The 20,024-nt window shown below is 52.1% G+C and carries 13 protein-coding genes; 4 read left to right on the top strand and 9 right to left on the bottom strand.

The features are described from left to right. Window positions 1–262: 262 nt before the first annotated feature. The 4 genes from A3OW_RS0105315 (at window position 263) to A3OW_RS26260 (ending at window position 9,707) form a co-directional block, all read left to right on the top strand. The gene (locus A3OW_RS0105315) at window positions 263–859 is read left to right on the top strand and encodes a hypothetical protein (protein WP_033412144.1); all 597 of its coding nucleotides are present in this window, start codon (window positions 263–265) and stop codon (window positions 857–859) included. Continuing rightward, entirely contained in the window at window positions 856–1,962 is a 1,107-nt protein-coding gene (locus A3OW_RS0105310; protein WP_020562390.1) for a helix-turn-helix domain-containing protein, read from the top strand. Before A3OW_RS0105315 ends, A3OW_RS0105310 begins: the two co-directional genes overlap by 4 nt. 187 nt (window positions 1,963–2,149) lie before the next feature. Beyond that, window positions 2,150–7,297, top strand: a complete 5,148-nt coding sequence (locus tag A3OW_RS24145; protein ID WP_033411570.1) for a protein kinase domain-containing protein — start codon at window positions 2,150–2,152, stop codon at window positions 7,295–7,297. Window positions 7,298–7,655: 358 nt separating this feature from the next. Beyond that, window positions 7,656–9,707 (top strand): PKD domain-containing protein, encoded by a 2,052-nt coding sequence (locus A3OW_RS26260; RefSeq protein WP_157385795.1) that lies wholly within the window; start codon window positions 7,656–7,658, stop codon window positions 9,705–9,707. A 194-nt stretch (window positions 9,708–9,901) separates the two neighbouring features. On the opposite strand, the gene A3OW_RS0105295 is transcribed toward A3OW_RS26260, so the two are convergent. The 9 genes from A3OW_RS0105295 to A3OW_RS24135 all read right to left on the bottom strand — a co-directional run bounded on the left by A3OW_RS0105295 (window position 9,902) and on the right by A3OW_RS24135 (window position 20,024). After that, window positions 9,902–11,182: an autotransporter outer membrane beta-barrel domain-containing protein gene (locus tag A3OW_RS0105295; protein WP_020562388.1), complete on the bottom strand. Its 1,281-nt coding sequence runs from the start codon at window positions 11,180–11,182 to the stop codon at window positions 9,902–9,904. Between the two features lie 137 nt (window positions 11,183–11,319). Then, window positions 11,320–12,132 carry an alpha/beta fold hydrolase gene (locus A3OW_RS0105290; RefSeq protein WP_020562387.1) on the bottom strand — a complete coding sequence of 271 codons (813 nt, stop codon included), beginning with the start codon at window positions 12,130–12,132 and terminating at the stop codon, window positions 11,320–11,322. 103 nt (window positions 12,133–12,235) lie between these two features. Beyond that, window positions 12,236–13,834 carry a serine/threonine-protein kinase gene (locus A3OW_RS0105285; RefSeq protein WP_026223349.1) on the bottom strand — a complete coding sequence of 533 codons (1,599 nt, stop codon included), beginning with the start codon at window positions 13,832–13,834 and terminating at the stop codon, window positions 12,236–12,238. A gap of 17 nt (window positions 13,835–13,851) precedes the next feature. Continuing rightward, the gene (locus A3OW_RS0105280; protein ID WP_020562386.1) at window positions 13,852–16,254 is read right to left on the bottom strand and encodes a caspase family protein; all 2,403 of its coding nucleotides are present in this window, start codon (window positions 16,252–16,254) and stop codon (window positions 13,852–13,854) included. Window positions 16,255–16,277: 23 nt separating this feature from the next. Continuing rightward, complete coding sequence (locus A3OW_RS0105275) at window positions 16,278–17,000, bottom strand: PP2C family protein-serine/threonine phosphatase (protein ID WP_020562385.1); 723 nt, start codon at window positions 16,998–17,000, stop codon at window positions 16,278–16,280. A gap of 338 nt (window positions 17,001–17,338) precedes the next feature. After that, entirely contained in the window at window positions 17,339–18,100 is a 762-nt protein-coding gene (locus A3OW_RS0105270) for a hypothetical protein (protein WP_020562384.1), read from the bottom strand. Between the two features lie 46 nt (window positions 18,101–18,146). Beyond that, window positions 18,147–18,821: an SMI1/KNR4 family protein gene (locus A3OW_RS0105265; RefSeq protein WP_020562383.1), complete on the bottom strand. Its 675-nt coding sequence runs from the start codon at window positions 18,819–18,821 to the stop codon at window positions 18,147–18,149. Between the two features lie 187 nt (window positions 18,822–19,008). Then, window positions 19,009–19,590 (bottom strand): hypothetical protein, encoded by a 582-nt coding sequence (locus A3OW_RS27615; RefSeq protein ID WP_157385794.1) that lies wholly within the window; start codon window positions 19,588–19,590, stop codon window positions 19,009–19,011. A gap of 50 nt (window positions 19,591–19,640) precedes the next feature. Continuing rightward, a complete protein-coding gene (locus tag A3OW_RS24135; RefSeq protein WP_083918148.1) occupies window positions 19,641–20,024 on the bottom strand; it encodes a DUF4150 domain-containing protein in 384 nt (127 codons plus the stop codon).

Below are 20,024 nucleotides of genomic sequence, written 5' to 3'. Positions count from 1 at the left end.
TGTAAGACTCTCACAGGGCCTCGATCGTGGCCGTTATCTTCCGGCTGCCGAAAGGACGGGGCAACCCATTTTCTCCTATGCAGTCGGCAAGACGCGCGAACCAACCAGCCTCTTTTTAACAACCCTGTGTTCGGCGGTTCAGACAAACCGACGTCCGGCAAAAAGATGCAAAAATCTTTACCGGTTTCAGGTTGACAAAATCGAGAATTTGCACAAATATGAAGTTGACAAATTTCAGTTTTTGCACGAAAGGAATACTCCCATGCTGCCTCCACCTGTCCATTACCATCCGGATTTGACGCACGACCGCCTGGTGATCGTTGCGGAAATCCTGCTGGAAGAATTTTATAGAACGGTTGACGATCTGTCTTCGGAGACGGACGACAATTATACGCGAGGTTGCGCGTCGTTCGGCCGGCAAAAGAACCGAATCAAGCAACTGGCGTTGTCCGGCACTTATCCGTGGCTGCAGATCATGAATACCACCAACGATCTGGTATTCAAAATCGGCGGCGTGCCTTGCCGCTTCAGTTGCGACGACCCCGAAAATCCCAGGAAAGATGCCGTTCTGAGCATCAACCGCTATCAGATGTCGTTTTTCGATGAAGTGGACCACGAACAGCCGTGCCGATACTGCTTTATCATCGACAGCCGACTGCTCGCGGAGCTGGAGCCCAACGTCGTCTTCGTGGGCTTCGATGCCAACGGCAACGTCAAATGCCAATGGCAATCGGGCGCCGTCAGAACCCTGCACAGCGCCGGTTCGACGGTGACTCCCCCGGTCGTGGAAATCGGAAAGCCCGCCGTGACCTCGAAAAAACCCTCTTCCGAAATTCAACAGCAATCCGGGGAACAATGAAAACGGACTTTCTTGGCCAAAATTTGCGTTTAGCGCGTTTATTTCATGGACTTACCCTGCAGGATCTAGCGGAAAAGGTCGGCAAGTCCAAGCAGTATCTAAGCCGGCTGGAGTCCGGACTGGAACCGCCGACCGAACCCCTGGAACACGCTCTGGCCGACGCCGTCGCCGTGTTGCCGGAATTTTTCCGGCAGGTGGATCCCATGCCAATCTACGAAGAGCAATGCCATTTTCGCAAACAATTAACGACGAAAACGGCTCTGAAGCAGGTGGCCCGGGCGAAAGGAGAGATGTTCAAGCGGCTGGTGGCCGTTCTCGACCGAAATCTTCATTTTCCGAGCTACGGCTTTTTGCATGAAGAAGTGGCGACGCCGGAAGACATCGAACAGGCGGCCGAATCGAGCCGTTCCGCCTGGGGACTGGGACTCGGACCGATTTCCAACATGAGCCGCGTCGCCGAACACGCCGGCGCCGTGTTGATGAGGACGGACGGGCTGTCGGACGAAATCGACGCGATCTCGTTCGCCACCCGTCATCCGGTGATTATGCTGAATGCGCACGGCAAATCGGCTTGCCGCACCCGGTTTGCGGTCGCTCATGAAATCGGCCATCTGACCATCCATATCGGTGTTCAAACCGGCGACCGCCTGACCGAAAATCAAGCCAACCGTTTCGCCAGCGCTTTTCTGATGCCAAGGGCCTACTTCATCAAGGAATGCCAGCGAGCGTTAAGAGGCAGCCGCCTTAACTGGGCGGCCATCGTCGACATCAAACGAAACTGGCGGGTCTCCAAAGCGGCGATTTTATACCGCGGGCGCCAGTTGGGCGTATTTTCGGAAGACCAGTACCGTTCCGGAGTGATTACCTTGCGCAGGCACGGCGAAGCCCTGCAGGAACGGGAAGATCATGAGTTCACTCCGGAAGAACCGGAGCTGCTTCGGGACGGGTTGGAAATCCTGGCGCAGCAATGCGGCATGTCCAAAGCCGCTATCGCCCAGGCGATGCTGGTCAAGCCGAAGCTCCTCTACAAGCTGCTCGGAGAGCCTCAGCCGGAATTGGACGCCGGCAACGTGATCGATCTTTTTGAGTGGTTTGGTTCTTGACCTTGCACTTTTAGTATCGATAGGCAAATACGGGATACCTTCTGCTTACTTTCTTTTGTCTCGGGAATAGGATTAAAATGAATCGCTTGTCGTTTTTTAGAATCAACGGCTGAAAGCGCCGAACGAAAGATTAGCTTCGTTCGGCGCTCTTCTGACAGATTTAAAATCATTGACCTGGGCTCATTCGATGTTGATTTCCAATAAATACGAGGTTGAGAGCCTGTTAGGCAAAGGCGGCATGGGCGAGGTGTACAAAGTGCGGCACGTTACTTTGGGCAATTTCTCGGCCTTGAAAGTCCTGTCGTCCAAGCTGATGAAACATCCCGATCTGCTGGCCCGTTTCTACCGGGAAGCCCGGGTTATGGCCAAACTGATCCATCCGAACATTGTACGGGTCATCGACATCGATCACGACGATGCGCTCAAGTTTCATTACTTCGTCATGGAATTCATTCAGGGACGGACGCTGCAGGATTATCTCGAAGAAAAAAAAGTTCTCACCCTGAAGGAAATTCTTTCGATTGCGCGTCAAATAGCGCAAGCCCTTCAGTTCGCTCACGGCAACAACCCGCCGGTCATTCACCGCGACATCAAGCCATCCAACATCATGCTCGAGCACGATTCCCGAAGAGTCGTTTTGATGGACTTCGGGATCGCCAAAGAACTGGATGAAGCCAACATGACGAAGAGCGAAATGATGCTGGGAACGGTCCGTTATTGCCCCAGGGAACAAATGCTTTACGAACCGTTGACCGGCAGCGCCGATATTTATGCGCTCGGCATGATCATGTACGAAGCCTATACGGGAGATCATTTTTTCGCGGGCCTCAATGAAAATCAGATCATTTCGTCGGTCTTGAGCGATCAGGAAAATGAACCGGTCTTTAGCTCCGGCACGCCGGTCGAATTCCGGACGTTGATCAAAAAATCGATAATCAAATCCCTCGCCGGCCGCTATCAAAACATGAGCGAATTTTTGAACGACCTTGAAGTCTGCTGGTCGCGGAACGTGGAAACAAAGGAACCGGCACAGCTTCCCGAACTGAATCCGGACAATATCACGGATCTGGACGAACACATTCGGAAGCTCGAGCTCGAAAAGCAAAAGCGCGCTGCTTCGTCGAGCCAGACCGACTGCCGGGACGCCAGAGAGAAAGCGCTCCGGGAAGAAGCCGACCAACTGACGAGGGAAGTCTTTCTGGAGGGTTGCCGGCAGGAATCGGCCGGCGCCGACTTTCTGAATCAAAAAGATTATCCGGGGGCCCGGGAAGCTTTCCGGCAAGGAGCCGAATTATTTGCCGAGGCTTACCGGCAGGCGGCCGCGATCCGGTTGCAGAAACAAACGGAACAGATCAAGGAGCAGGTGCATGCGGTCAAAACGGAAGCGGACGGCTATAACGCCAAGGAAAACGCCCGTACTTTTTATGGCCGCGCATTGGATTTTCAATCTCAAGCCGAAGAGTTTCTGGAAAAATCCTCCTATAAAGAAGCTTATGAAAAATTCAGCGAAGCATTCCGTGTTTATCAGGATGCGCGCGAACTGGCCTATTACAAATCGCTGAAGGAAGATACCGAAACGTTGTGTTCTCAGGTCAGGCAGGCTTATGAAGAGGCGGTCAAGGTGGAAGCCAGAGAGCTGGCGCCGACGCTGTTCAGAAAAGCGTTTGCGATCGAGCAGAAGGCGAAGACCGCCTATTCCTCCGAAGACCTTCAACAAGCCCATGAGCTGTTCCGTAGTGCCCTGGAAAATTATTCACTGGCCCGGCAGCAGGTGTTGGACCGGCAGAAGCAACGAGACATGGAGAAAACGCGAAAGCAGGCCTTGGAATTATGGCATCGGGCTCAACATAACGGCGCCGAACAACGCTTCAGCGAAGAATTTGCCGAGGCGGTGGAACTGAAGGATCAGGGCGCGTACTGGGAAGCGCAACATCAACCCGAGCAGGCTTCGGAATATTATCTCAAAGCCGCGGACGCCTTCGACCGTTTGCACCGGGAAACGGAAATCCTGGCGGCACGGGATCAGGTGGAAGTGATGCAACAGCAACTGGCCAATGCCAAAGCCAAGTTCAAGACGCTTCGAACCTGGGCCGGGGACGCCTGGACCGAGGCGGACGGGCTTGTCGAAGCGGCCGATTCCGCTTGGCAGGCCGGACAATACCTTGAAGCCCGCAAGCACTACATCAAGGCGCTCGAAGCCTATACCCAGGCGCAACAGCAAGCGATCGCCGAGCAATGCAACGAACAGGTGCAATCGTTTCAGCTCAAGTTGCAGGAAAGCCGGCAAATGGCCGAGCATTATGAGGCCGGGCGCCATTGCCGGGCGAATTATCAGCAGGCCGACGATGCGCAAACTCGAGGACAGGAGTTTCTGGACAATGGCAAGTTTCAGGATGCCCTGGAGCACTTTAAAAAAGCCAGGGAATATTTTGACCAGTCCGTGCTCGAAAGGCATCAACAGCTCAAATCGGAAATCGCTTCGATTCAGCAGCAGGCCAAGGAACTTCAGGCGCCCGATTACGCCGGCACGCTTTACCACAAAGGGCTCATTTCGGTATTGGAAGCCGAGGAATTATGGGAACAGTCGTGCCATATTCGATCTTACGACACCTACGGCGAGGCGATGCGTTTGTTCAAGGACGCCTGCGAGTTAGCCGCCCGCAGGACACGAAAAGAGGAAGCGGAGGCTGCTCAGGCGCGGGCGCGAGAAGCCTTCGAGGAAGCGGTGGCGGCCGATGCGAAAGAGCGTTTCTCCGATCTGTTTGAACAGGCCGTGCAAAGCCGGACACGGGCCGATGCGGCCTTGAAAAAGGAAGCGTATGCGGAAGCCAGGGATCTGTACGATTGCGCCGTCGAATGTTTCGTCCGTGCCCGCCAAAGCGGACTGGATCTGATAAAACAGGCGCGGGAGCAGGCCGACGAGTTCCGGCGCCTGGCGACTGAAGCGGGCGTGGATACGGAACGGGAAGTCTTTCAACAGGCGCTTCTGTCCTACCAGAGCGGGGAAGACTGTGTCGATCAGAAAGCTTACACACAGGCTCTGATGGCGTTTCAATCAGCGCACGAGATCTATCGGCAATTATGGCAGGAGGCTGAAAACGAGCGCAAGCTGCAAACCATGCTGACTGTTAAACAGAAAGCGGAAAAAGAGCGTTCCGCCGCCGAACGGTTCGAATCCGGGCACCGTAATAGCGAAGAATTCACCAGGGCCGTCGGCTTGATGGAACAGGCGCAGCAATGGAGCACCTTCAAGAATCATGAAAAAGCGGCCGATTTTTATGAACAGGCGTATCAGGCATTCGAATGCGTCACCGTCGCCGCACAGCGCGCGCCGGATTTAAATAAACAGAAAGAAGAAAAAACCGTCGTCTCTACAAAAGAGCCGCAGCAAAATGAACGGCCTGTATTTTCTTTTTTCGGCGGCGGCAGAGGCTTGATGACCGGTCTGGCCGTAGCCGGGTTGTTAATCGTCGCGTATTGGCTTTTCGATTCGGCTTTCGTCGAAGAGCGTAAGGCCGAACCGCCTCCCCAATCCGAATTAGCGATAGGCAAAGTCAGTCCCGAAGCGGAAGCCTTGTTTTTACTGGACGGCCATAGCCAGTCCTTTGCCGTCGAAGTGCCGGGCAGGAACAAGGACGAACTCGACTTCACCTGGTTTCTGGACGGGCAGGAACAGGCAAAAAGCGAACAATGGACCTATCGACCTGTATTCAATCCATCGGAAACGGCTGACAAAGAGGTCAAAGCGGTGATTACCGACCGGCAAGGGCATAGCCTGCAGAAGATCTGGAAGATTAAAGTCATTCCAAGCGTGCGGCCGAATCCGGCTCCCGTTCTCCCCCCCGCTCCGGCACCCGCTCCCGCCCCCGTCCCCGTGAAAGCGGTCAATCATCCTCCGCAAATCGTCAAATTCGAGCCGGCCGGCGGGACGGTTGCGCTTCGTAAAAAGGAAACCGTTATTTTTTCCGCCGAAGCCGTGGATCCGGATGCTGACGACCGGATGACCTATTCATGGACTCTGGACGGAACGGAAACATCGAAAAACGTCGGATGGATCTATAAAGCGGACGAAGCCGGCAAGCATACCGTCGCTGTAACGGTGGCCGACAAGGAAAATCTACAGGCCAAACAGATCTGGAATATTGTTGTCGGCGAGCCGGAGAAAAGCCGAGTGCCTCGCCTCGTCAAAAGCTCTCCTTCCGAACAGAAGATTGAGGTCTCTTTGGGAAGTGAAATCAATTTTTCGGCGGAAGCCGCCGGCAGCGATCCCTCCGAGCCGTTGACCTACCGATGGTTTCTCGATAAACAGGAAATTGCCTCCGGTAATGCCTGGCTCTACAAGGCCCAGATCGAAGGCCGGCGGAAGATAGTCCTGAAAGTGTCCGGCAAGTCCGGAAAGCCGGCACAACGATCCTGGACCGTGACCGTCAGCGCGCCTCCGGCCACCTGTGTTACCGTGGACGAAAACGACGAACTTTGTCTGCCGGATCCGGCGGCGCCGGCTAAGCAGGATGCAAAGGGCCAGCCTGCCGAAACCGCCGCCAAAGAAAACTCGAAGGAAAAACCGGATCAGAAAACGGAGACAAAATCCGCCGAACAAAAACAACCTTTAACCATCGGTGAAATTTATCCTCCGGAAGGCAAGATCGAGCTCAGCCTGGACGATGACGTTCATTTTTCGGTGGCGGTCTCCGGCGGTGATCCCGATCATCCGCCGGCTTATCTCTGGTCTCTCGACGGCCGTAAACAATCTTCGGACAGAACATGGCTTTATCAGCCCAAGGTCAAAGGCAAACACAAGGTATCCTTGAAAGTTACCGATAAAAAGAAAACTCTGGCCAAACGCAGTTGGCTCGTCGTCGCGGCGGCGCCTTCCCAAACCTGCGAGGCATCGGCTAACAGCCAGGAAACATGCGATCCGGACCAGTCGGCAGACGGTAAAGAGGCCGCCAAGGAGCCGGAAAAAGCTCCTGCCGACAAGAGGACCAAGGCTGCTTCAGGTAAAAACCAGGGCCCCAGCATCGTCAAAATGACGCCTTCCGAACAGAAGCTGGAGCTGCTTCTGGGCAAGCCAACCGATTTTTCCGTGGAAGCCACGGATCCCGATCCCGACGACCAACTGACTTACGCCTGGACTTTGGACGGACAGTCGCAATCGAATGGCAAAAGCTGGCTGTACAAACCTCAAACCGAAGGCCGGCACAAAGTGGTTCTGAAAGTATCCGACAAAGCCGGAAAACTGGCGCAAAGAACCTGGAGCATCACGGTCACGGCTCCGCCTTCTACCTGTGTTACCGTCGAGGACGGCAGCGAAGTCTGCCTGCCGGATAAATAACGCAAGTATTGGCGAATTCCCAGGTATGTATCGGGACGACTCATTCATCGGTTCGATTTCATGACGAGCTTGTTTAAACAATTTCCGCCCGTTTATCCATCCTTTTTAGCTTGTGCAACAAGCGTAATTGGATCAGAATGAGCTTTGCCCACAGAACATGGATGTCATTCTTTCAGGCAATTTATCTCAGCAAGCGGAATTCTCGGCCCTTATGAAATTAAGGCCGGCAATGCCGTGTTTGGCAAAGAGTTTGGAAAAGTCTATGAGACAAATGAAATAAAGCAGCAGGATCGTGTATCCCGGTCGCCTAAAAAGTGCAGTCGGCTAATCCGTCAACAGAGCTTGGGGAGATTTGATCATGAAGTTTAACTTGAAATCCTGGTCACTTGGGATACTGCATCCATTTACCTTGACACTCGTTTTGGCGGGCGCCTTCATCGGATCGGTTTTAGCCGCACCGGATAATCAGGGTAAGGAATTTGTATTGGGCTTTATGGAAAATTATGACGGCGGAGGCACCATCAGCTTTTATCTCACCGGCCCTACCGCCACCAGGGTAACGGTGCAGGGAGGAGGATTTGGTCCTAAGACTTTTCCGGTGGTTCCGGAAGAAATCACTTCCGTCACTTTGCCCATCTCACTGCGCGCCAGCGGCAGCGGCACCATAGAAAACAAAGGGCTGTTGCTCTCCGCCCGCGACGAGTTTGTCGTCTATGGTTTGAATCAAAAAGAATTTACCACGGACGCCTATCTCGGCCTGCCGACCGATGTCGCCGGCACCGAATACATCGTTCCTTCGTTTTCCAATGCCAAGAAAACCTTGCCGAGCGAATTGCAGATCATTGCTCATCAGGATGGCACGGAGATTACGTTTACCCCCAAAAAAGCCACCGTCAAAGGAGTCGACGTCAAATCGATCCGGGCGAAGAAGTCTGCTCATTTTACGTTGAATCGCCTGGAGAGCATTCAGTTCAAAGCCAAAGGCGGGCGGCTCGGCGATCTGACGGGTTCGGTGATTATCTCGTCGAAACCCGTTTCCGTTTTCGGCGGACATCAATGCGGCATCGTTCCCAACAGGGCGCTGGCTTGCGATCATCTGGTCGAACAGATTCCACCGGTCAATACCTGGGGCAATTCGTTTTTGACTACGCCTTCGGCAAGCCGGACGGGAGGCGATATTTTCAGGATTCTGGCGGCGAATGACGGAACTGCGGTCGAAATCGACGGCGAAACCGTCGCAGAGCTGAAAAAAGGACAATTCGAGCAGGTGGATCTGGCTTCCGGCACCTTTCATCACATTACCACCAGCGGTCCGGCGCTGGTCGTGCAGTATGCCAAAGGCACCTCGGTCGACGACGTCGTTTCCGATCCCTTCATGATCGTCATCCCGCCGACCGAGCAATTCGGCTCCAGTTATCTCGTCAGTACGCCGCTCGAGGCTCCGGTTGCCTTTGACAATTACCTTAATATTGTCGCTCCGACCGATAAACTGACGGGACTGCGGTTGGATGACCGATCGATTGCTGTACCGTTTACCGCAATAGGGAACACAGGGTATTCCGGAGCCCAGGTTCCGGTCGCTATCGGGGCGCATACCCTTCGCCATCTTTCTTCGAATGTTCCTATAGGCGTCTATGCCTACGGTTTTGCGAATTCCGACTCGTACGGTTACCCCGGCGGAAGCCGGCTCGCCAAAATTGCCGAGCCGTGTACGCCTACGGAAACCGTGCAGGGCGACGGACTGGATAACGACTGCGACCGCAAGATCGATGAAGAATTATTGAACGAACTGGACGACGACGGAGACGGCCGAATCGACGAGGATCTGGCGCCGGTCGAGCCGCCGGTGGCCAATGCCGGCGGGCCTTATACGGTTAATGAAGGCAGTTCGATTACGCTGAACGGCACCGCCGCTTCCGATCCGAACGGGGATCAATTAACGTTTGCGTGGGATCTTGACAATAACGGTAGCTTTGAAACGTCGGGCGCGGCGCCCACTTTTACGGGCGCCGACGGTCCGAGCGTTCATACCGTGACGTTGCGGGTGACGGGCTCGGCCGGATCGAGCTGGGCAAGCACCACGGTAACGGTCAATAACGTGGCGCCCCGAATTGAAGATTTTACTCCGGCTAATCTTGCATGCTTTTCCGAAACCAATCCATTGTCGTTGACGATCGTGTTTTCCGATCCGGCACAACTCAACGATACCCTCAGCGCGACGATCGATTGGGGCGACGGCGAACCCGGCGAAGTATTGACCAGCGGCCAACCGATTGAACACGACTACGGTTATATTTCGGAAGACGACGTCAGCCGCTTCACTGTGACTGTTACGGCATCCGATGAAGACGGGGGCGTCTCTTCCCTATCCAAAGAAGCCTCCGTTGAAGGCGGAGTATGTATAGATTAGATTGAGAATTGATTTTTTCGGCGCCGAGTTCGTCGATGAAGGTCTGAGCAGTGGCGACATGGGGATCCCGGCGCCACCAAGTAAGCTGCGTAGGATGGATAAGCGAAGCGCATCCATCACGCCGATGCCCAGGATACCCATGAGGCAAAAGTGCGCTTCGCTTTTCCGGCCTACCGGGAAGAAAAGAGCGTCCGTTAAAATTCGGCGCGCACGCCGGCGTTGATCGAATGTTCGGAAATATTCTCCCGTCCGACCATCGCTTCGTAGAACAAAAATGCCGAGGCGCCGTGAGTAAACGTGGCCGATAAACCGGCACCCAGGTTCGCAAAATTACGGTCGGGGCCGTCGCTCGCGTTGCTGAAAGGCGTCGATTGGCTTGGCACGCTGCCGAAGCGCCAGCTCAACGGCCGGCCGCCGTCGTGGAATTCGTGTATCCATTCCGCTCTGGCCGTGGGCATCAACACGCCGAACGACGTGCTGACGGCATAGGACAACTGTCCTCCTAACGCGGTTTGCAGCGAATCGGCATTTTGTTTATCGATTGCCGCAAGGCTGCCGAAACCGGGGGCGCCGGGATTAGACGGCGTTTCTCGATAGCCGTCTATCCGGATGTTTTGGTAGCTGACCCGCCCGTAAGGCCCATAATTCAAGCCTTCATGATGGAAGTCGTAGCCGCCGGTAATATTGAAGGAATAATCGTTGCCTTCGGTATTGCCGTTTGCCGTTTGACTGAAACCGGGTAACTGGAGGGGCCGGCGCGTGTCGTAATCGTTCCAGCCTCCTGAAAAGATGCTGTCCAGATAAAAATCGTCGTTGTAATAGGTGCTGTAGATCGAAAAGCTGTACCCGTTCAGATTCAGATTGCCTCTCGAAGCATCAAAATCGGAACTTATCGAGTTATATCCGAAGGTCGTGCCCAATACGAAATTATCGGTAAAGCGGTAATCGAGACCGGCCGTGACGCCCTGGCTGTCGTATTCAAAGCCGAGTTCCCTGTCGGTACCGTCCTTGTCGCCGACGCCGAAATTGCCGTTGACGAACAGACCCAATCGGTCGAACGGGCTTTCTTTGTCGCCGGCGCCGCCGCCGAGAATGGGCATGCCTGATTGAGAAAATGAAGCAGGCAGGATCGGGAAGGACGAATCGGTTAATCCGCTGAGGTCGACCCCGCCGGTCAGGCCGCGGCGCAACAGCATGAGCCGATTTTTTACATTACGGAATTGTTGATTGGCAATGGCAAGGGTCAGGGTCGATTGCGCGAGAGCCTGGTAGGGCGTCAATTGATCATCGGCATTTTCGAACTGACTGCACGTCGAGACAAGATCTCTTTGCGCAGCCGATCCGGAAAACTCGCTCGAAACCAGATCGCTGAAAACCGCGCCGCAAGGATCCTGGGCTGCAAAGACGCCGGAATTGAAAAAATAGACCCCCGTAGCGAAAATCCCGTAGCCGATCGTTCGAATTGATTTTGGCATAGTGGCCTACCTTGATTGAAATGGATGAACATGCATTAACGCCGATTTAATCCCTAAGCTCAGTGGTTGTCAAGCTTAAAATTACTATAAATCAAAGTTATACCGGTCCTTGTTAATAAGTGATATTCGGTATGGATTCAGGGGCTCGCGGCGTCGATTTTCTTCAGGATAAAAGGCCACGGTTGCTCCCAGCAGCAGTCATGATCGGCCTCGGGCAGGACGATTAACTGCGGCGACGGCTGACGCTGCAACGCGGAACGGATTAAATCCGGGGAAACGTTCGTGTCTTTTTCACCGGCAAGATGCAGTTGAAAAATACTGCCGGGTAAGGGAGGATGCCTGGCCGGATTTTCCGAGCCGGTCAACGGAGCATAATGGTGGCGATCGGTCCAGGCGTCGGGATCCAGATTACCCGCGATCGTGACGATACCGTCGACATCTTCCAGACGTTCGGCCATCAGCATCGCCAGGGTGCCGCCGCCGCTGAAGCCGATCAATACGGCTTTTTGGGAGCGCAACAAATGACGGATGTTCCGGAGCGCCGCAATCATGGAATCGATGACGGTATTCGAATAGCGTTGATCGGTCCAAAGCATCGCGGAGCAGGGCGGCCTGGCGCCGAAACCGAAATAACAGGGACGTCCCAAATAAACCGAAAGCGCCGGATCCTGCGCCATTAATCTGAGCACGAGCGGATTGCGCGGGGTGGGGTTGCCGGATACGAACCGGTGGCGAAGCCACGGCGAACCGTCGCCGTCCAGATAGACGTGCAGCTCGCCGTCCTGATCGTGCGTCTTGTGGAAGTAAACGAGATGTTGAAAGTCGGTCCCCTGGACGACGGAACGGGTCAAATGCAGGCGTTCGGCTTCCCGATTCAGAAGCGTTTCGGGAGCGGCGCAGCCTGTGAGTAGAAACGCCACGCAATAAAGGACTGAAAGACGGGAAAGCATGGAGGGCTGTTATTCCCTCATGGTTCCCACGCTCTGCGTCCCGAACCGCAGAGCCTGGCAACGATCAAGCGGCATGTCAGGAAAGTTATTTTTAGCCATATTCTTATTGCCGTTCTTCCAGCTCCAGGATCCGTTTTTTCAGCGCCAGGAGACCTTCGTGCTTCGGTATCGCTTCCAGCCCTTCTTCAATCTTGAGCAGACTTTCGGCCGTATTGTTCTGTTCGAATAATTCCTGCGCCTGTTGCTCGCACAGATCGGCGATTTTTTCGAGCCCGGCCTTGGCCGGTTTATTGTAGGGGTCGATGGCCAGTACCTGCCGATACGCCCATAACGCATTGCTGCCGGAAGGCGCAGTGATGAAGCCGACGTCGTAATGGATCTGCGCCAGTTCCAGAAGATCCTTGATCTTGAGCTGTTGCGCGGGTGTTAGCTCGATGATGTCGTTGTCCCAGGGATCGCCATAATGGTAGAGATAAAGGTAAGCGCCGGCCGCTCCGAGCAGCGCCAGCGCCGTGACGCCGGCCATGATTTTCGGCGCCAACGAGCGTGGCTCCATTTCGTTAATGAATTGCCGGACCGAAGCCGTGCGCTGCTCTTTTTTGAACGCGAGCGCATGCAGCAACGCGTGCCACTGACGCCGCTTCAAACCGGGAATCGCCCGAGGCTGTAAATCGACTTCGCACGCTTTCGGAGCGGCAATGTGGCCGAACGGATGCTTGCCGGTCAACAGTTCGTAAGCCACGCAGCCCAGTGCATAAACATCGTCGCGTGGATCGGCCGGCTGATTTTCGAACATTTCGAGGCTGGCGTATTCGGGCGTCAAAGCGCCCAGATCCCGCGCATTGAAAAGCGTCTTGCCGGAGGCGGCGTCCGAATGCGCGGCGACGCAGGCGATGCCGAAATCGAGTACCTTGACCTCGCCGGTACGGGTAATGAAAACATTCCCCGGTTTGAAATCGGAATGCACGATGTTGCGTTTGTGAGCATAAGCCAAGGCCAGCGAAAGGCCCTTGATGATCGGCCAGGCTTTCCTGAAAGGCAGGCCCTGCGGGGCCTGGTTACGGATGTACTGGCCGAGGGATTGGCCTTCGAGAATTTCCATGACCATGAATATCGTTTTGCCGTCCCGGTCGAAATTGTAGACGGTAACGATATTCGGATGCGCCAGTTGCTGGGTTTTTACGGTTTCTCTTTGTAAGGCGACGAAAAGTTCCGGATCGTCGCGGAACTCTTTATTCAAAACCTTGATGGCCACGTCGGGGGCTTTATCCCCGGCTTCTTCCCGGAGCAGATCGGTCGCCCGAAACACGGTGCCCATGCCGCCGCGACCGATCACTTCCTTGAGCCGGTAACGATCCTTGATCAGCGAGCCGACGGCCGGAATAGGGGAGGGCAAGCTTGAGTGATCGCCGGATGTTTCGGCTGCGGAGGCAAGACGGGCGCTCTGATCGGCGATCGTTTCCAGGCTTTGCACGAATGCATCGGGAAATTCCCGGGATGAAGCAGCCGTTTCAGGGGGAATGACGACGGTCGCGTCGCTGTTCGGTACGATCGGTTGCTGCGAAAGGGGCCGGATATTGGCGATCGTTTCCGTATCCTGCTTGCCGTCCGCACTGAACGAGTCGCTCAGGTCGGCTTCGGTTTCGGCAGGCCTGATTCGGGTCGCGTCCTCGGCATGATCATTGTCGTTTTTACCGGTCATAAACTTGCATAGGCCGCTCAGCCTTTGACGACGAAAAAGAACGGGCTGCCTTCGTGCCCGGCATGCTGCAACGCCGAATATTCGGGCGTCTGCTGAAAACCGATCGTCGACGCGGATTTTTTGACCTGCGTGGCCACGATTCGGAACAGCTCGTAATCGACCATCAGGCCCCGGTTCGAATTCAGCGCTTTCAGCAGGGCTTTCGCAAACACCGAATGATTGCCGCCGCCGGAATCGAGCACCGGTTCTTCGCCGCCGGAGGTCATGACCGTGCGCGCCTTGCGCTTCATCATGAAGTTGAGCCATTTTTCACGCTTGTCCTCGGGCATGTCCCCCGGCAGGCGTACGATCGAACCCTGGGTCATCGCGCCGGCATAGCACGAGTCGGCGATGACCAGGATATGTTTGGCCTGAATGACGTTCAGGTATTTCGTCACGTTGAAGCTGGACAGCCAGTTGGCGTTATTGTTCGGCTCGGCGTCGGTCGGCAGCCAATAGGCGTTTTCGTCGCTCATATCGATTTCGCCGTGACCGGCATAATAAATCAACAAATTATCCCGGTCGGTCAGGGACTGGCGCAAGTCGTTGAAGGCGGACATGATTTGATGCCGGTCCGCATCGATCAGCAGTGTCGTCCTGAAACCGTAGCGCGAGCGCAAGACCTCGTCCACCGCTCTGGCGTCATTGGCCGACGTTTTCAAAGTCGGCAGGTGGGCGTACTGGTTATTGCCGATGATCAGCGCGTAAAATTTGCCGAAATGGATTGAGGGGTAGGTATTCGTGCCGTGATTTTCGGCCGTTTCGGCAAAGATTTGTTTTCCTTGCGCCGGCGCCAGCAGATTGAAGGAAATCCGCCGGAGGCGGTTTTGCTTGTCGACCGCCACGATATGAACCGGAGTCGAATCCTCCTCCAGAGCGATTTCGAACTTGAAAATGCCTTCCTGGTCGGGTTGAACCGGCAACTCATTGATCTTCAGGCTTTCCAGATTGCCGGGGGTCAACACTTTGCCGACGATGGCCTTGCTTTTGCTCTCTGAGCGCAAGCGGTAGCTCGGCTCGGTGCCCCGGGTCAATTTCAGCCGTGGGTCGAGAATTTCGATAACCGGCCCCGCGGCAGCGAGCGCCGTCGACTCGGCCAGTTTGCGTTTTTCAATGGTAATCGCCTGCTTGAGTTCCTTGATTTGCCGGCCTTGAGCGAAGAGATCGTCCTTGGACCGGGCCAATTGACTGCGCAACGTCTCGACGGCCAGTTTTTCCTGCGTGCTCTTCGCTCGTCCGGCTTTTTCCTCGATCGTATTGACGTCCATGTTGATTTGCGCGGAATCGGCCTGATATTCGCTTTCGAGCCTTTTCAGGCGCGTTTCCATTTCGGCCAGTCTGTCTTCGGAAGGAATAATCTGCGTTTGTTCTTCCTGCTCAGATTCTTCTGCAATAGGCGTTTCCTTCGGTTTCTGCCTCAAAGTGACTTCAGGTTCCGGTCGGCTCGCGATTTGTTTCTCTTCGTCCTTCAGTTTTTTTTCGAGCCGGGAGACCTGCTGTTGTTGCTGCTTCAAATGCGATTGTTTAGTCTCGACTTCCTGCCGTAGAGATTCGATCCGCTCGGTATTGCGAACGGTTTTGCCTTGTTCGTGTTGCAGGCGCCGGCGGGTCTCGTCCAACTGTCTTTCGAGCACTCGCGTTTGCGACTTCTGCTCGGCCAACTGTTGCCGGGTGGCGTCCAGTTGCGCGCGCAAGCTTTCGGCTTCTTGCCGGTAGGTTTTCGATTCTTCGCGCAATTGAGTCAACTGCTGTTGGTAACCGGCCTCGATCACGGTCGAGAATTGCAAATCGGAACCGGCCAGACCCGATGCCTTGCGGTACCAGTTCAGGGCCGCCGCCTTGTCCTGTTTGACGCCGAGGCCCTTTTCGTAAAGATAGCCCAGATTGATTTGGGCCTCGGAATTGCCTTTCTCTGCGGCTTTCAAATACCATTCCGCGGCCAGTTTGGGATCGGCCAGACCGCCGAGTCCTTTTTGATAAATTTCGCCGACTTTGACCTGAGCTTCCGGGTCGCCCTTCTGTGCCTCCTCCAGCCAGACGCGCAAGGACGATGCCGCGTTCGCCCGATCGTAGGCCACGTATTCGCCGCCGCGCGTTTCGCAGTCGCCGGCGGTGGTCTGAATCGGCCTCCGCGCGGTCAAATACATCGCCTTCGCGCCCAGTTTGCGGATCTGTCCCGGCAACAGGCAGTCGACCACGAACAATTTGTCGGTTTCTTTGGGGTTGAAGCCGGCGATCGCGTGTGGATCGTTGAGTTCGGAAACGGACGTGGCGGCGCAACCGATCACGACCGTGAGCGATGCCGTCAGGCAAAAATGACGGATTTTTCCAGGCTTAACAGCCCGATTGCCGAAAGTCCCTGGCTTGTCGAATGGATTCATGGATTCTATCCCCTTTGGATTGGCTAACCCGCTGGAGCATCAAGACTGATGACCACGACGGTGATATTGTCTCTGCCTCCGGCCGTCAGAGCTGCCTGAATAAGACGGTTCACTTTGATTTGATTGTCTTCGCTTTCGGCCAGGATGGCGGCGATTTCCCGATCCGCGACGGCGCCGGTCAGCCCGTCCGAACACAGCAGCAGGGTCTCGGATGGGCCTAATCGGCCGCTCACGAGTTCGGGCTCGATGTCTTCATCATCGGGGCCGCCGGTGCCCAAAGCCTGGGAGATGACGTTTCGGTAGGGATGTCCCGGAATCTGATCCTTATCGATCAATCCCGCATCCAGCAGCGATTGCACGTAGGAATGATCCTTGGTGAGCTGGGTGAGATTGCCGTTCCATAAATAAGCCCGGCTGTCGCCCACCCAGACAATTTCGTAATCGCAATCATGAAACTGTACCGCGACAATGGTGGAGCCCATGTTCCTGCCGCCTTCGCCTTGCGCCGCCGCTTGCTGGATCGCGTAATGCGCCGAGTCGACCGCCTTGCTCAAGGACATGCCGCTTTTAACGCCATGCAAAATTTCCTGCACGGCAATCCGGCTGGCTACCTCTCCGGCTTCATGTCCGCCCATGCCGTCGGCTATCGCCCATAAGCCAACCTCGGGCGCGGCAAGATAACTGTCCTCGTTCAACTCCCGAACCAGACCGGTATGGGTGCCGAGGGCGAAAGTGATGTTGTTCATGAGTGCCTGTTGACTTTGCCCGAAATCCTCTCAAAAATAATTAAAATCACTTAATCAGTAAAAAAATCCTGATGAAGAAATATCTAAATTATTCATCTAAGGAAACAAAGTAAATAAAGAAATATTTATATTATTATTCAATTGCGAGTTAATTCCTATTCGAGAAAATACTACTAAAGTATGGTATTTATTAGTTCGATCTAATATAATAATTTTATGATTGTCGTTATAAATATTTTTCAACATAATTCTGAATATTTCATTCTTTGGAAAAAATATGTTTATTTTAAATAAGAGACATTTTATTCAATTTCCGTATTCGATGAAATTTAATTAATTCAAGCTTTAGAATTAATAAAGAGCAACTCTAATGGTAGCGATGGCTCATTAATTTTGATATCCAAGCCATTTAATAATGCTATCCTGCATAAGCCAAGGGTAAGAAAGTCGAGAAGTTGATACCGTTCATAACGAGTGCCTTCTGGTGGTATGATAGTCCGTAACTGGGCACGCTCATGTAAATATTGGATTAGCAAATATTCGTCTTTTATAGTTATCGCATTCATGATATGATATTGATTTTGTTCGAGTAAACTGAGTTGTTTTTCAATTTCCGATTGTTCCTTGTCAGAATCAGATTCAAAACACCAATCTAATAAAAAATCTATCCATTTTAAAGCTTCATCATACTTCCTCCGAAACTGAGCAAATCCCCAATAGGCCTGAAAACGTGGGAATATTTCACCATAGGGCCAAACTTCAGCAGGAAGGGCTGCCAAAAAATGCGCCAAAGACAAATCATTTACCACCAACGAACGATAGAACCAATTGTTTATTTCAACCGATTCTGTTGTATAACCAAATTCGAGTCCAATTATAAAATCACATACCGATTGCCTAAGCAAGGCAATAACCTCCGTTTTTGATGTACCCTGTAAATACCATGCTTGACATAAAAGTGCTTTTTCATAAGCCAAAGTAGCATAAAACTTACTGTCTTTAAAAATGAAAGCCTCTTTCCTGACCAATTCACAATCTCGTATAAATTTATTAGTTCTCACAATTTCATTTTCAATCGATGCAAGTTTGAATTTATTCATTGAATACTAACCCAAGAGGCCATAGTCTTACCCTTGAAAAGCGGATTTAACTTAAATCATCGAATTCTATCGCCATCCACTTGTCGAGTGCTCTCACAACATCTGGGACAACTTCTACCGGATCACCAACTGCACAAAATAGTCCCACGGGTGGTTTCTTGGAAAGGTCAAAGCCCAGGTATTCATTGCTGCCCGATTCGCATATAATCAAAAAATCTTTTAGGCGAATACCCGGCAAAATATCCGAATATTCACCATCGTAATAATCATTTAAATCAAACCAGTCTTCAACTGGTAAAAAACCCATGAAGCCATTTAAGTCAGTCCATCCGTTGTGAATTTTATAAAGTTTAAGAAAATCTGAAGGTAATAATTTCGCATCATCCCTATCGATAGAACAAACTGGATATCCGCGTGAAAATACCGGTTCGCCATTTTCTTCATACACATAAATAAGCGAAAAAGGATATTCTTTTGTTTCTAACAACCCTATTTCGCGTAATTTATGTCTTAACCCCTTGATTGTTTCCGGCAATAAATCAATAAAAGGCAACCATAACTTAGAAAAAGTTTCTTCGACTGGATTTTTCGAAGTCATAATATCTTTCCACAGCTCAGGTAAACCATTAGAATATTTGTCTGTCGGAGCTAATTCAAATTTAATAACTTCTTCATTTTCGAGATAGTCTATCAAATAATCTCTAATTTTTTTTTTGTTCATAATTAATGCCTATAAATATTTTATAACATATGTACAATAGTAAAATTATTACTTGATTAAATATTGTTTTGTTAAAAAAATATTTAATTTATAAATAATGAAAAGTTAAAAATATATTTCTTTATTATCTTTATATATTCATTCAATCCGTAAAAATAAAAGATTTCAAATTATTAATAATCAATGATCATTTATATGCTTCTTCAAGGGCTTGCGCAATTTTTTCCCTTATTTTGTTACCTTGAAAATTAGACTGAGCACCCAAGCTTCCATTACAAGAACGGCAAAGCCCACGCATATTACTTTGGTCATGCATAATTGCTCTTGCTGCAGAAGGGTTAGCAACCTCTAACTCTTTGAATCCTGGTTCTTCTTTAATCTTCGATGAAGGGTATTTATGGTCAGCTTCCAATCTATTACGCAATTTGCGCCTTTCCCACCTTTTAATTCGGTCTTTCAATTCTGTTCTTGCCTTACCAGTTGTGCCTGGAAGTTGCGATTGCAATTCACTTATACGTTCTCCTGCTGACACTCTCGCGGTTTTATTACATATTGCACACGTTGGAAGATTATTTCCTTTTTTTTCATTTACTTTTTGTCGATTAGCCTTTGAGGTTCCTTTTTTTTGCTGGCAACCTTTGTTATTTTTTGCTTTTTGTTTAAGTCTTTCTTTTTTAGCTTTATCGCGTTCAGCAGCTGCTTTATTTGCGTCGTCAGCACCTTTTCCATTTTCATTCCCAGCAGCAACTGTAACATCTCCTCCAGCCATAAATATCTTTAACGGTAATTAATTTAAGTTTTTGTAATTTACATTTTTCATTACCCACATGGAGTGCTATGAAGCCCAACAGTATTACCGTTATTATGCTCCATCATCACACCATGGTAAGCCCAGCATTTCCCTTGAACCTTGACTTTGGACGACCCCTGTTTAAATTTGACTATTCCTTTAAAGCGATTTGATTTCGCTCCGCCTCCCGCATTTCCAGGTTCGTCTCCTGTGGATTTGCTCAATTCATCGTTTTTACGCAATACTTCCTTGCCCTTAACCTTAACCTTTGAAGAACCGCTCCCATCGCTTGTCATGCCAATATTTGGATAGGGCAAGGGTTGTGGTCCGCCCGGCGTTGGGGTTTTACAGAAATCTATCGGGCCTGTGGTCATACATTGACCTTGACCATTATTTCTCGAAGAAGAAGGCAT

Source organism: Methylosarcina fibrata AML-C10 (assembly GCF_000372865.1).
Taxonomy (GTDB): domain Bacteria; phylum Pseudomonadota; class Gammaproteobacteria; order Methylococcales; family Methylomonadaceae; genus Methylosarcina; species Methylosarcina fibrata.
The sequence above is the reverse complement of the archived record's forward strand: the minus strand, read 5'-3'. Positions and strand labels throughout refer to the sequence as shown.

Bases quoted from the DNA above. Each gene is read 5' to 3' on its own strand.
- A3OW_RS0105315 (WP_033412144.1), top strand. From the start codon at position 263: ATGCTGCCTCCACCTGTCCATTACCATCCGGATTTGACGCACGACCGC.
- A3OW_RS0105310 (WP_020562390.1), top strand. From the start codon at position 856: ATGAAAACGGACTTTCTTGGCCAAAATTTGCGTTTAGCGCGTTTATTT.
- A3OW_RS24145 (WP_033411570.1), top strand. From the start codon at position 2,150: ATGTTGATTTCCAATAAATACGAGGTTGAGAGCCTGTTAGGCAAAGGC.
- A3OW_RS26260 (WP_157385795.1), top strand. From the start codon at position 7,656: ATGAAGTTTAACTTGAAATCCTGGTCACTTGGGATACTGCATCCATTT.
- A3OW_RS0105295 (WP_020562388.1), bottom strand. From the start codon at position 11,182: ATGCCAAAATCAATTCGAACGATCGGCTACGGGATTTTCGCTACGGGG.
- A3OW_RS0105290 (WP_020562387.1), bottom strand. From the start codon at position 12,132: ATGCTTTCCCGTCTTTCAGTCCTTTATTGCGTGGCGTTTCTACTCACA.
- A3OW_RS0105285 (WP_026223349.1), bottom strand. From the start codon at position 13,834: ATGACCGGTAAAAACGACAATGATCATGCCGAGGACGCGACCCGAATC.
- A3OW_RS0105280 (WP_020562386.1), bottom strand. From the start codon at position 16,254: ATGAATCCATTCGACAAGCCAGGGACTTTCGGCAATCGGGCTGTTAAG.
- A3OW_RS0105275 (WP_020562385.1), bottom strand. From the start codon at position 17,000: ATGAACAACATCACTTTCGCCCTCGGCACCCATACCGGTCTGGTTCGG.
- A3OW_RS0105270 (WP_020562384.1), bottom strand. From the start codon at position 18,100: ATGAATAAATTCAAACTTGCATCGATTGAAAATGAAATTGTGAGAACT.
- A3OW_RS0105265 (WP_020562383.1), bottom strand. From the start codon at position 18,821: ATGAACAAAAAAAAAATTAGAGATTATTTGATAGACTATCTCGAAAAT.
- A3OW_RS27615 (WP_157385794.1), bottom strand. From the start codon at position 19,590: ATGGCTGGAGGAGATGTTACAGTTGCTGCTGGGAATGAAAATGGAAAA.
- A3OW_RS24135 (WP_083918148.1), bottom strand. From the start codon at position 20,024: ATGCCTTCTTCTTCGAGAAATAATGGTCAAGGTCAATGTATGACCACA.